This window comes from Methylobacterium sp. Gmos3 (assembly GCF_056430985.1).
This window is the reverse complement of the sequence record NZ_JBWJYL010000017.1, coordinates 1-12,237: the sequence shown is the minus strand read 5'-3', so window position 1 is coordinate 12,237 and position 12,237 is coordinate 1. Positions and strand designations below refer to the sequence as shown.

The window sequence follows — 12,237 nt, the reverse complement described above, 5'->3', positions numbered from 1 at the left end:
TTGGGAGTGTTCTGAATGGCAGGCCAGCCCATGCCGGAGAGCCGCGAGGAAGCTGAATTTCGGATCGCGGAGGCAGTCCGTGCGCATGAACGCGCTCATCGAGCCGAAGCCGGCATGTTCGCGGCAACCTCGACTTTCGCAGTTGAAGCCATCAAGGCGCCCGCTTTGGTGAACGGCGGCTCGGCAGCTGCGATGCTGGCCTTCATCGGGACCGGACGCCAGCCGGTGACGGCCGACACTATCTTTGGTCTCAAACTTTTCGGCGCTGGGCTCTTAGCAGCGGCGCTTGCGACCGGGGCAACCTGGGCCTCACAACGACTGTATTTCAATCAGGTCAGCAAGGCCACGCGGACTTGGCAACATCCTTTTGTGGTTTGGCACGAACCCTCCGGTCGTTGGGCTGGGCGGATACGAGCTATCTCGCTCGCCCTCGTCCTGGCGTCCTACGGGTCCGCCTGTGCTGGTATGTGGTTTGTCTCGTCCGGCCTCGTGCCTCTGTCCGCTAGGTAATCGCATCGCAAGCCGGCGAGATCAGAAGACCGCTTGATTGCCTGCTATCAAATTATCTGGCTTTCTTGCTCCCTAGCCATCACTGACATAACTTACGATAAGTGACATTCTCGAAAGTTTGGACATGTCGGGGCGCGGTAGCAGGGCACCACATCGAGCGAGCGCCGATCCGGTCCCCGCCGTGATCGAGGCGAGCGGCGACGCGCTCCCGGCCGAGGCCGCCGCCATCGTCCGCGCTTATCAGCGGGCCAGCAAGGCGGACGCGACGGTGCGCGCCTACACGGGCGACGCGCGGGTGTTCCAAGATTGGTGCGCCCGGTTCGGGTTCCGGTCGCTGCCGGCCAGCGCGGAGGCGGTCGCCGGCTTCCTCGTCCACGAGGCCGAAGCGGGGCGCTCGGCGTCCACCATCGGCCGGCGGCTCGCGGCAATCCGCTACGCGCACAAGCTGGCGAAGGCGCCCGATCCGACCGACGACGAGGAAGTCCGCGCCACCATGAAGGGCATCCGGCGCCGGGTGGGCGTGGCGCCTCGCCAGAAAGCCGCCGTGACCGCCGACGTGCTGGCCGCGCTGCTCATGCGGACGCCCGACACCCTCACCGGCAAGCGGGACCGCGCCTTGCTCGCGCTCGGCTTTGCGGGCGCCTTCCGCCGGAGCGAGCTTGTCGCCCTCGACGTGGCCGACCTGCACGAGGATCCCGAAGGACTCCGGGTCATGGTTCGCCGGTCGAAAGTCGATCAGGAAGGGAAGGGGTTCGAGAAGGCCATTCCGCATGGCCGGTTTATCCAGCCGGTGAAGCTCGTGCGGGAATGGCTCGATGCGGCGGGCATCACGGATGGGCCGGTGTTCCGGCCGGTCTCGCGCTCGGGACGGGTGCGCCAGGGCGAAGGCGTGCGCCTCACCACCCAAGCGGTTGCGGACATCATCAAGCGGTATTGCACCGCTGCCGGTCTCGATGCCTCGACGTTCGGGGCACACAGCCTGCGGGCCGGGTACATCACGACGGCCGCCGAGCGGGGCGCGGATCTCGCCAGGATCATGGACCAGAGCGGCCACCGGGATCCTCGAACCGTCGTCGGGTACATTCGACGTGCGAACGCATTCAAGGGACACAGCGGGAGCGGGTTCCTATGAAGCTTGGACGAGAGGCTCAATCATGAGCAGTCGCGGCAACTTTTTCGCGGTTGATCGGCGTGCTTGGGCCGCCGTGTGCGGGCTCGGTAGCATCAATGCCGCCGTGTCCTACCTCGTGCTAGCCCGCGGCACTCTCGGCGACATGCGCACCACGGCTTGGTCTGTAAAAGCCATTGAGACACACACGGGTGTGCCCCGGCATCTCGCTCAGGCTGCGATCAAGCGGCTCCTCGGTGCTGGCCTTATCCGTCAGACACGAGGGGGAACGAAACCGCTCTACTACCTCGTGGCGCCGCACGAATTTCCGGTGGCGACGCCGGTCGGGATCACGGGTGACGAGCAGACGCTGCTGCAGATTATCGAGGATGCTGGACGATCTACCTTCGTGCCGAAAACCGCAAAGTATGACAGCGACTGGCCCAACACGACGCCGTTCGAAACCGCATGCAGCCTCATGCGCAAAGGCTACCTGACGCATGACGGCGGGCAGCACTTCGGATTAGCACTTGGTCCAGAACCAATCGCCGAGGATGCAGATTGGATCTGGTTGCCGTCTGCTATCGTGACCGGCGCAGCTGACGAGACGGCCCCCGTCGAGCTGCTGCGGCAGTCGCAGGATCTCTCAGCCCTGCGCCTCTTCGTCGACCTCTACCACGCTCAAAGCCTGCCCCGAAACGGCGGGGTCCACTGGCGCACCATTCGGAAGTCCTACACGCGCGAGAAGGTCGGCAGCTATGGCGCGCATACCGTCTGGGGCTTCTCAGCAGATACGCTTGCGGCTTGGTCCCACGTCCCTCTCTTCGAACCCTTTGTGGATCGGAAGAATAGGGAGAGGCCGCTTGAAGCCTTTTGGCCAGCCCTAAACTTGCTGTTGCGGACGGGGCTTGTAGCCTATGCACTGCACATCATCGAGGCAGACACTGACGAAGCCGCAGTGCTGTACCCAATCGGCGGGCCGCTGGCGTTGAGCGAGGAACAAGCAGTTGGCGATGCGGCTCATGCTGCTGGGCTCGCGATGCTTACCGAGTGGCAGGAGAAGGTATCGGACGGCATGCACGAACATCTCGTGCCACTGCTGCCGCATCAGGATCGTGCGGTCATGGTTGGTCTGCTGCGGCTTCGGTATCGGGCCGCGACGGAGGCCAACACGGAATGGTTGGCGCTCCGGCCACGATGGGCTGAGCAAGCCCTGCAGTTCCAGGAACTGGCCGAAAAAGCGCAAGGCTCTCAGAGCTTTGCAACATCAATTCGCTATCAATTCTAAATCAACTAAACTTCAAATCGGGATCAACGACAAGGTAGTTCCCATAACTATCACCACCGCCTCCCTTTGGTCGGCGGCGCGCTCGCAGGGGCAGATGATGGCAGGAGACGACGCGCAGAATGCCGAGCTTCAGGCCGTTCGGAAGCGTGCTCGCTGGGTCATGCCGCTTGAGCATTACTATCCGCTCGAAGCCCTCGCGGACGCTTTTCCTGTCCGGTACGGGCATCTCGCCGGCCAGACAGAACCGTCGCAAGGGGCTGCCGGAACAGTGCATACGGCACCCACCAAGCCTCTCCCCTACACCGTCCAGTCCGTCGCTGGCGGCTGCGACGTGATCTATCCGCAGTTCGGCAGCGCCGGGATCCGGCTTTGGGCCCAGGCTCTAACAATCGCAGGATCATTACGATGAAGAAGCAGGTGACGACGGTGCAGATTGACGACCCCGCGGACCGGGTAGGCCACCTCAAAGCCATCGGCGGCTCTGCCTCTGATGCCTTCAACAACACGCTCGCCAACACGGTCCTCGGCACCCTCTGGCTCAAGAACGCTACCTTAGATGAGAGAGACCGGCAGGTCACTGCCATGGCTGCTGCCCTCACCGGCATCGCGCCGCAGGACGAGCTGGAGGGCATGCTCGCCGGGCAGCTCGTCGCCGCCAACGCAGCTGCCATGGAGTGCTACCGCCGCGCCATGATCCCAGAGCAGTCCTTCGAGGGCCGCAAGGAGAACCTTTCACAGGCCAACAAGCTCTCCAGGACGTATGTCACCCTCTTGGAGGCGCTCGACCGCCATCGCGGCAAGGGCACCCAGCAGAAGGTCACCGTCGAGCACGTCCACGTCCATGCCGGCGCTCAGGCCGTCGTCGGAGCCGTGCAGGCGCCGGCAAGTGGGGGTGGGGCCTCGCGATGAAAGTATCGGCCAACCCCATGCAACGGATTTCTTCTATGCATCTGTCACCCCGTTGCGGGGCCCAGACGCGCAGCGGGAGCCCTTGCTGCGCACCGGCGATGACCAATGGTCGCTGCCGCATGCACGGGGGCGCCTCGCCTGGCGCGCCAAGGGGTCAGAGGAACGGCAGCTACCGCCATGGCCGATATACAAACGAAGCGGTTGAGCGCCGGCGCGAGCTGAACAGCTGGATCAGGGCCATGCGCGAGCTGGTCGAGGAGATCACCTGACACGCGCTGCGATCTCAGCGTGCTACGCGGCGAAAGGCGGGCCCTGACCTCGTTCCTGACGGAGCAACAATGCGCTGGGCTCGGGCGGCCGCAGAGCGCCGTGGCCTAGGCGGAAGCGGCGGGGCTGCCGGTGCCGACCTAGGCGGCCGATCTCGAACGCAGCGAGTTCGACCCGAACGCGGTCTCGCGCAGCATCTCCGGCGGATCCAACGGCTCTTGGGTCCAAGCCGAGCGCGGCGGCAGAGGCGCAGGCCGCGAAAGCCTTCCTCGGCGGCGACAGCCAGGAATGGGCGGGCCCCCGGCAAGCTGCCGTGCATCGCCTCCTCGACACGGAAGCCCCGGCGGCCAAGACAGTCGCGGCCCTGCGCGACTTCATCAAACCGGCTCGCTGCGCTGGTGCGCAAGTCACTGACCGCCATCGGCGCATCGCTTGGCGCGGCCTCCTCTCATTCGCTGATTGGCTCTGGCATCGGCGCCCTTGTTGGCCGTAGCGCGGAGGGGCTAGGGGGCGCCTACAATGCTGGGCAGGCTCGACAGCTTTTCGCGGGACAGGCTCCCGTCACGATTGGGGAGCGCCTTCAACAGGTCGGCCGCCCCGTCGTCACGGCAGGGCAGCGGCGGGCGGCGCCTATCGTGCGGCAGTACATCCCTGTTCAGGATCAGTCCGCTCAGTAGTCCCGTGTTGCGTCGGGGGAGATCCCGGAGAGGGCGAGCAGACCACCGATGCCGAGCAGGAAAGCCCCGACGATGAGCACACGGGGTACGCCCTGCATCATGAGGAAGGCCCCCGACAGGGCGATGGGCGTGCCGGCAAGAATGCAGAGTAGCCGACGCCACCAAGGCATGTGCCCGCCTCCTCCTGTCGTTCAGGTGATCAGCATGAGGGATGATTGACCCAGCGTCGATAGCCCCTCAGATCGCCAGAATTGGCTCAGGACGGCGATAGATCCGACCTAGCAGAGGAAGGATTCCTTACTCTTCCAGGCGTGCAGGAAAGCCCCTTGCACGATCCATCGACCACCCGGCGTTCCACCAGCGGCTCTATACCTCTCGGCGGCAGGAGACGCGTTGCACTTCAGCGAGATTTAAAGGCGGTCGTGCAACGCGTTGCACGGATCTTGAGCGCCGGATGAAGACCCGACATGGCCTCAGCAGGGTTTATATCGAGTATCCTAACTCGACGCCTTCTTAACCACTGTGTGGCAGGGTCGCGACAAAATGTCTTGGAAACGCGCGATGATCGGTCTTTCGTTCCGCTCAGCTACTAAGCCTGTATCCCTGTCGGATACCGGCAACGTAGAGCGACTTCGGCGCGATGAAGAGCAGCGAATGCTCAATGCTGTGGAGCGGTTGATCACAAGCGCGGACTTGGCCGTCGATGAGTTGCCAGAGGGCCCTTTACGTGAAGGGGTTGCGCGACTGATCCGCAAGAGGCGCGGCGAGCGGCACTCTGACCTGGGCATCCTTGCCACGGTGGCTAAGGAAGCCTCCGAGGCGGCGATCAACGTCGGCTGGACCACTCACGACGTGGGCCAAGTTGCAGAGTCCGCCCAGACCATCGCCAGTGCCACCGAGGAGATGGTCGCCTCCATCGCTCAGGTTTCCGATACATCCGCGGCTGCGGGTGGATCCTCGGAGATCGCACGAACGGCCATGTTCGCCTGCCTCCGTGAGTTGCAGCAGGTCCGACAGGCGATGCAGGCCATCGACGCGCGCACGACGCAGATCGATGAGCGAATGAGTGTTCTGCAAGGGGCTGTCGCGCAGATTGGAACGATGGCAGGGACCATCGCCAGCATCTCCGGTCAGACCAACCTGCTGGCCTTGAACGCCACTATCGAAGCCGCGCGCGCTGGGCAGGCCGGCAAGGGCTTTGCGGTCGTCGCCTCAGAAGTCAAGGCACTCTCCGCACAGACCGCCAAGTCGACGGACGAGATCCGTACCTGGCTCGGGACACTGCAGGCCGAGATGGGGCAGATCACGACCGCCGTAAGCGAGAGCCGCACTGCGGTGATCGCTGGGTCAGCGACGGTCGAGAAGCTTGGCACCTGCGTTGAAGAGGCCGATGCCAGTATCCAGCAGACCAGCGACCTGAACCGTGCGCTGGCTGACATGCTAGCCCAGCAGCGGCAAGCCACCCAGGAGATCGCACAGAACGTGCAGGGTATCGCCGAAAAGGCGACAAAGACGCGGAGTGAGATCGCAAGCATCACCGAGCGGCTGGTCAAGGCCGAGGGCACGGCTCAGATGGCCCTCGATGCAGTCGAGGACACCACGCCGGTCTATTCGCTCGTACGACTGCCCGTCGACGTGGGGGCTTGGAAGCGCCGGCTCGCGAGCATGTTGCTAGGCCAGATCGCTCCGGACAGACGACACGCATTCATGCAGGATGAAGCCTCACCCTCACTGGCCGCACAGCTACAAGGAACGGCGTGCTCGAAGCATCCTGCCTTGACCCGTTTTGCCAAGGCAGAGCAGGAGGCTCAGGCAGAGGCTGCGCGGATGGTGTCAGCTCTATGGAAGCAAGACTGGGATACTGGCACGCCGGCCTTCAGCGCCGCATCTGAGGCAATGACGATTATGCTGGCTGCAGCAGATGAAATGGTCACCCGCCCAGCCTGACAGAAGCATAATGGAGCGTCGTCCAGTCAGCTGCTTAAGGTCTGCGGCTACGCTTCTTCGCTTGCGCATGGCATGGTGCCCCCATGCCGATCCGGCGCGAGCACCGCTTCTTCTACCCCATCGACTGGCCGCAACTGTCGGCGGTAAGCGGCCCCGAAGCTTGCGGGCCTGCCCGAGCGCCCAGGCGTGGCGGTCGCGCATCGAGGCGTCGCCCGTGGCGAGCTTGGCGCGATACCAAGCCGCGAGCCGGAGGCAGCGGGCGTGATCCTGCCGGGCGTCGAGAAGCTGGCGGGCAGGGGTGCGGATGAGGGGGTGCTGCACGGCCATCCCCTCAGTGAACGATGCCGTTGCGGGCGAGCTTCGCGGACTGCCAAGCGGCCTTGAGGCAGACGGCCATGGCAGCGGCCCAGGTGCCGCCGTGGCGCTTCTGGTGATCGCGGGCGGCCATGGTCGCGACAGTCATGATCGCGGCGCGGTCGAAGGTGTGAGAGACGGTGAAGGTCTCGCCACGGCCGGAGCGGGTGGTGATGTTGAGGGGAAGGTTGCGCGACCGGGCGTAGGCCGAGGCGAGGCCGCGAGCGGCGAGCAGGCCGGGGACGACCGGGGCGCGGTCGGAGCGGATCCCGCGAAGGGCGCTGTTCCAAGAGAAGGAGCGGGAGCGGCTGGCGTGGGACATTGCAAACCCGGTTGACTAGTGGTAATTCCTAGTCAGGTATGAGCCCTTCCGCTCATCCCGTCAATAGTCTACTATGAAAAAATCCTAGTCAGGCGGGAATTTGAGACGCAATGTTGACCACGGGTAACCAGCTTAGGGCGGCGCGCGCGCTCGTCGGCATGGATCAAGGCACGCTGGCGGATCGGGCGGGCGTGAACATCAACACTATTGGAGCGATGGAAAAGCGCGGCCCGTCAGGTCTCGTGAGCGGCTTGGATAAGGTGCAGGCGGTCATGCGTGTGCTTGAGGCCGAGGGTGTCGAGTTCCTGAACCACGGTGAGCCGGGCGTGAAGCTCCGGCGGAAGGCCGAAGGGTGACAGCCCGCGAGCGCGCCACAGAGCGCAAGGTCGCGGCGAAGCGGTTCAACGAGCGGGTGAAGCTGTTCGCCACCACCGCGAACACCATCGGGCTCGGGATCCTGGCGGCGGCCACCATCGTCCCGAATTTCGGCCAGCCACCCGCTGCCGTCTCGCCGTCCCCATCGCCGCATCCGTGGTGGACTGGCCCGGCGGCGTTCCTCGTCCTATTCTTGGTGGCTCTCACAACCTACCGCTTCCTGCGGAGTGAGGAATGACGGCCATGGGCTCGGATTTCTGGATCGGCTACGGACTGCCCGCTTTCGGGGTCGCCTTCGGGCTGGCTGGGCTCGCAGCTGTGTGGATCGCGGCTCGCCGGTTCGATGCTCGCTTCGCGTCAGTGGATGTGCCGGAAGTGCAGCCCCGTCCGACGCGCTCGACGCCTTACCGCAAGCCCGGCAAGCGGCCTCGGCGCGGATCGCCGGATCGCCCAGCTGTTCGCGCCTGAGACCACCCCGGAAGCCGCTGTGAAAGACAGCTTCCACTGGCTACAGCTTACGGCGCCGCTCGCCGTGTTCTCGCGGTCGGCGCCCTCGCCTATTGGGTCGTGACGCGCCAGGGCGATCTATAGGCCCCCCTCCCCTTCACGACCCCGCCCCATCGGCCTACCCTGCGCCTGTCCTCACGAGAGGACGCGCCGGCCCGGTCCAAATGGCCCCCCGCCGTTCACCGGATCGGGTCGGCGGCTTCCTGTTGCGGCGGCCATACGGATCCGGTTTCTGACCATTTCGCGAGCAATCGCAGAGGCGCGATCAACGTCTCACGAGGCCGCCCGCAACCTAGGAAGGTGATTTCGAACTATCTGATCCTGACGGCTTGAATACCCTCAGCTCACCGCGAGCGGTCAAGCCAAGGAACAGAGCTAAGCCGGTGAGTTCATCCAGGCTCAGATCGCTCTCGTTCTCACCAATCTCGACAGCGATCAAATTCATGACTGATAGGCCGGTTAGGTCGCTCACGGATGTCAAAGTCATGGCCAGACGTCCGCGTGCCGCTTGTGCGTGTTTGGCGAGGTTGCCCATCAATACGTGGCGAGCTTGGTCCATATGAGTAAAAGGCGGTTCGGGCGTCTAAGACGGAGCGCGTGATCTAAAACCCTATACATGCGGCCATAATAAAAGTTGGATAGCATACAAATCACACCAGTACATAAAATTTATGCACTAGTAATATATTCTACTTAAAGATGTAATCTTGCTTCGCTTATTCCGATAGCAACGACCGTGAGTGAAACCACAAGTTGAATTCCGCCAAGCGAGGGATAATGTGGCCTTATCTCCGCGCGGCCAAACCGGCTCGGTCCCCTGTCCCTTCCGCCCGCAGGCGGTGCATCGTAGGTAGAGCCCTACATCAGGTACGGCCATCCTCAACGGGAAGGCGGTGAGGGGCACTTGTCCCTCATGCCGACACGGGGGCGAGCAGATCACCCGAATGAACCGGACGCCGTTCTGAGAGGCGTTCGCTAGATCCATCGGACGCACCTCGCGCCCCTCGCGGTCATAGGCTCGACGCGGATTGCGGCAGTGACGCGGGACGGGATCGCCTTACCCTGACGAATAGGCGGCGGTCGGGTTGCGCGGCTCAGTCATTAACGGATCATTAACCTAGGCGATCCCTACTCCGTCCAGCGATCGTGCTCCCCCTCACCCCGAGCGCCATCAGAGCAGCGCAGGGCGCCCGCGCGGCCTCGTTGGTGCAGTCGCATCAATCCTTCCCCTTGCGCGAATATCATACAGCGTCATGTTGATTTTGATGATCGAGCGGGGGGACGATGACTGAGGAAGCAATCAAGCCGACGCCAGCCCTTCTAGCAGCAACTTCTGAGATTGCCGCTGCCTACGTCTCAAATAACCATGTAGCCCCCGCTGATCTGCCGGCTCTGGTCACGAGTATCTACGCCTCGATCACCGGCTTGGCTTCCTCGCCAACGGAGCATGAAGTCGCGCCCAAGCCCAAGTCTGCGCCTGCTCAGACACAGATCCGTAAGAGCATCACACCTGATGCTTTGATCAGCTTCATCGACGGCAAGTCATACAAGACGCTCAAGCGGCATATTACTAAGCATGGTCTCACACCTGACAGCTACCGTGCCAGCTTCGGCTTGCCGGTTGATTATCCGATGGTTGCCCCGAGCTACTCGGTACGTCGTTCGGCGCTTGCCAAGCAAATAGGCTTCGGTATCGGAATGGGGCGAGGTGCGAAGCACCGGACAAAATGAGCCATTCGCTCATAGTTTGACTGAACCATCAAAATTGGCAGAGGATCATGCGGCCCGCTGCCAGGTGTTTGCGGTTGAGGCAGCGGCTTTCGCGGATCGACCCATGCCCTAGGGGCTTCCTCGATCCGACCTCGCTATGAAATATTCAACACAACGCGGTTCTAGCATCCAGTGATGTTACAGAACGGTTGCGGCTGAAACAGCCACTGCTTCTGGATTGAAGTAAACGTGCCCATCGGCTTGATAAGCCTCGTCCATCCCGTAGGCTCGGACGGTCTCGCGCGCCTGCGGCGTGAGAAACCACGCTCTGCCCTGCGGGTGAACGCCTCGCGAGGCATTGCGCTCAATCATGAGGCCCATATCTGCCAGCAAGGGAAGCGCGGTCGGATAGGCGCCGAGGCGGAGGCCGCCGGGCGTTGAAGCCACGGCGCGCAGGGCCGCCAGTTGCTTGCCACGTATCGGCATGGGCTTCGGGGCAGCGTAAGCCTTCGCGCTCATTGGCCGTTTTCGAAGGCTTCCACACCCGTCCCCATCGCCTTGCCACGCATCCGGCCGGAGCTGTTGAACCAGGGCCGCCGGTCGGGTTTGTTCGCTGGATGTTCCAAATTGGATCGGATCGCAACCAGCCCCACTGGGCTTATTCACACCGGGCCTGACCCGTGGCCTTCCCGAAGACGCTGGCAGACTTCCCGTTCGTCGTGGTGCGGCTGAGTTGCGACCTGTGCCCCCGGCGAGGCCGCTACAGGCTAGCCCGGCTCGTGGCGCGCTTCGGCGCCGAGGCAGACTTGGATCATGTACGGCGCGAGCTGGCGAAGCCGTGCCATCGCCCTGCGAAGACCAGCGAGCCCATCTCATAAATCGATTTTTTCGTCTCCAAGATCAAACAGTAAATCTCGAAAATCAATTGCTACCATGAGTAACGTATCGATGCACTCGCTGCGGGAGTCCGATATTAAAATTCTGTGTTGGCCATACATCGTCTTAATCTCACATATGTGCTTAACACCGCCTACGCATCGCGCGATGACGATAAGGTTATACTTTTGGGCAATATGGTAGTCGATAGGAGTTTGTCCTCCTCAATTTGGTCGGAAAAGCGCTCTTTCATGTCAATAAATATAAATTCACAGAACGACTATTAAATGATTTGGCAGAGTGCAGTGGTATGAAGCCTCAATCAATGAGGCTTCTGAGCATGTTTGAAAACGCGCAACATAGAGATGCTGTAAATACCCTTGGGGCCTTTCAGCAATCTCTAGCGATGATCGAGTTTGCAACTGACGGAACAATTCTGTCAGCTAATGCCAGATTTTTGGCTGTGGTAGGCTACGAACTCTATGAGATCAAAGGCAAGAGCCATCGTATCTTCCTGGAAGACAGTGCCGCAGATAAGAATGAGTATGAAGATTTTTGGCATCACCTCAGATCTGGCGAGGCTAAGACCGGTGAGTTCACCAGAAAAGACAAGTTTGGTAGGCGTATATGGCTCGATGCAAGATATACTCCCGTAGCCGATAAGAACGGCAAGATCTACAAAGTGGTCAAAATCGCATTTGATGTTACACGGAAAAAAAGCGAGATCCTTCGCCTTCTGACCATGATCGACGACATGCCGGTGGCGGTGATGACCGCCGACCCCAAGGACGATTTCAAGATCAATTACCTCAATCGAACATCTACGAAGACCCTGAGCACTATCGAGCAGCATCTGCCCGTGAAGGTCGCCGATATGGTCGGCCGGTCCTTCGACATCTTCCACAAGAACCCGCACCACCAGCGCAGTATGCTGGCCGATGCGAGCCGCCTGCCGCACCGGACGCGGATCCGGGTCGGCCCGGAGACGCTCGACCTGCAGGTCTCGGCGATCAAGGATCCAGAGGGCGGCTATCTTGGCCCGATGCTAACGTGGTCGGTGATCACGGCGCAGGTCGCCATGGCGGCCGAGGTGATGCAGGTAGTTGCGGGACTAAGCGCCGCGATTGAGGAGATGCGCCAATCTGCGGAAGGCTTGAATAGCTCGGCTGATGATGCAAGTGGCCTCGCGGCGTCGGTTGCCGCTGGCTCGGAGGAGATGGCCAGCACCGTCAAGGAGATTTCCAGCCAGGTTGGCGGGATCTCCGAGCGGGCGAACCAGATCGCCGATCAGGCGGGCGCCACCGACATGACCGTGCGGGCGCTCGCGGAGAAGACCGGCAAGGTCGATTCCGTGGTGGCGATGATCAAGTCGATCGCCGACCAGACC

General features: G+C 62.3%; 13 protein-coding genes. 10 read left to right on the top strand and 3 right to left on the bottom strand.

What is annotated here, in order from left to right:
* The first annotated feature begins 15 nt into the window (after positions 1 to 15).
* The 5 genes from ACS5Q7_RS23680 (at position 16) to ACS5Q7_RS23660 (ending at position 4,084) form a co-directional block, all read left to right on the top strand.
* Positions 16 to 510, top strand: coding sequence for a hypothetical protein (locus tag ACS5Q7_RS23680; RefSeq protein ID WP_478341719.1), 495 nt, complete (start codon positions 16 to 18; stop codon positions 508 to 510).
* A 181-nt stretch (positions 511 to 691) separates the two neighbouring features.
* Entirely contained in the window at positions 692 to 1,642 is a 951-nt protein-coding gene (locus tag ACS5Q7_RS23675; protein ID WP_478341718.1) for a site-specific integrase, read from the top strand.
* Positions 1,643 to 1,664: 22 nt separating this feature from the next.
* Complete coding sequence (locus tag ACS5Q7_RS23670; RefSeq protein WP_478341717.1) at positions 1,665 to 2,906, top strand: MarR family transcriptional regulator; 1,242 nt, start codon at positions 1,665 to 1,667, stop codon at positions 2,904 to 2,906.
* A 405-nt stretch (positions 2,907 to 3,311) separates the two neighbouring features.
* Positions 3,312 to 3,815 carry a hypothetical protein gene (locus ACS5Q7_RS23665; protein WP_478341716.1) on the top strand — a complete coding sequence of 168 codons (504 nt, stop codon included), beginning with the start codon at positions 3,312 to 3,314 and terminating at the stop codon, positions 3,813 to 3,815.
* A complete protein-coding gene (locus ACS5Q7_RS23660) occupies positions 3,812 to 4,084 on the top strand; it encodes an HGGxSTG domain-containing protein (RefSeq protein ID WP_478341715.1) in 273 nt (90 codons plus the stop codon). The genes ACS5Q7_RS23665 and ACS5Q7_RS23660 overlap by 4 nt, the downstream gene beginning before the upstream one ends.
* A gap of 668 nt (positions 4,085 to 4,752) precedes the next feature.
* Here ACS5Q7_RS23660 and ACS5Q7_RS23655 read toward each other — a convergent pair.
* Complete coding sequence (locus ACS5Q7_RS23655) at positions 4,753 to 4,929, bottom strand: hypothetical protein (protein ID WP_478341714.1); 177 nt, start codon at positions 4,927 to 4,929, stop codon at positions 4,753 to 4,755.
* Between the two features lie 391 nt (positions 4,930 to 5,320).
* On the opposite strand from ACS5Q7_RS23655, the gene ACS5Q7_RS23650 reads away from it, so the two are divergent.
* Positions 5,321 to 6,706, top strand: coding sequence for a methyl-accepting chemotaxis protein (locus tag ACS5Q7_RS23650; RefSeq protein ID WP_478341713.1), 1,386 nt, complete (start codon positions 5,321 to 5,323; stop codon positions 6,704 to 6,706).
* Positions 6,707 to 7,037: 331 nt separating this feature from the next.
* Here ACS5Q7_RS23650 and ACS5Q7_RS23645 read toward each other — a convergent pair whose 3' ends face one another.
* Positions 7,038 to 7,382 carry a hypothetical protein gene (locus ACS5Q7_RS23645; protein WP_478341712.1) on the bottom strand — a complete coding sequence of 115 codons (345 nt, stop codon included), beginning with the start codon at positions 7,380 to 7,382 and terminating at the stop codon, positions 7,038 to 7,040.
* A 110-nt stretch (positions 7,383 to 7,492) separates the two neighbouring features.
* Here ACS5Q7_RS23645 and ACS5Q7_RS23640 point away from each other — a divergent pair, with 110 nt between their 5' ends.
* The 3 genes from ACS5Q7_RS23640 (at position 7,493) to ACS5Q7_RS23630 (ending at position 9,995) form a co-directional block, all read left to right on the top strand.
* Positions 7,493 to 7,738, top strand: a complete 246-nt coding sequence (locus ACS5Q7_RS23640; RefSeq protein ID WP_478341711.1) for a helix-turn-helix domain-containing protein — start codon at positions 7,493 to 7,495, stop codon at positions 7,736 to 7,738.
* A complete protein-coding gene (locus ACS5Q7_RS23635; RefSeq protein ID WP_478341710.1) occupies positions 7,735 to 7,995 on the top strand; it encodes a hypothetical protein in 261 nt (86 codons plus the stop codon). Before ACS5Q7_RS23640 ends, ACS5Q7_RS23635 begins: the two co-directional genes overlap by 4 nt.
* Positions 7,996 to 9,548: 1,553 nt before the next feature.
* Positions 9,549 to 9,995: a Ros/MucR family transcriptional regulator gene (locus ACS5Q7_RS23630; protein WP_478341709.1), complete on the top strand. Its 447-nt coding sequence runs from the start codon at positions 9,549 to 9,551 to the stop codon at positions 9,993 to 9,995.
* A 177-nt stretch (positions 9,996 to 10,172) separates the two neighbouring features.
* Here the strand turns inward: ACS5Q7_RS23630 and ACS5Q7_RS23625 are convergent, their stop codons facing one another.
* Positions 10,173 to 10,493, bottom strand: a complete 321-nt coding sequence (locus tag ACS5Q7_RS23625; protein WP_478341708.1) for a hypothetical protein — start codon at positions 10,491 to 10,493, stop codon at positions 10,173 to 10,175.
* Positions 10,494 to 11,175: 682 nt separating this feature from the next.
* On the opposite strand from ACS5Q7_RS23625, the gene ACS5Q7_RS23620 reads away from it, so the two are divergent.
* A partial coding sequence (locus ACS5Q7_RS23620) for a PAS domain-containing protein (protein WP_478341707.1) occupies positions 11,176 to 12,237 on the top strand: 1,062 nt, incomplete at its 3' end.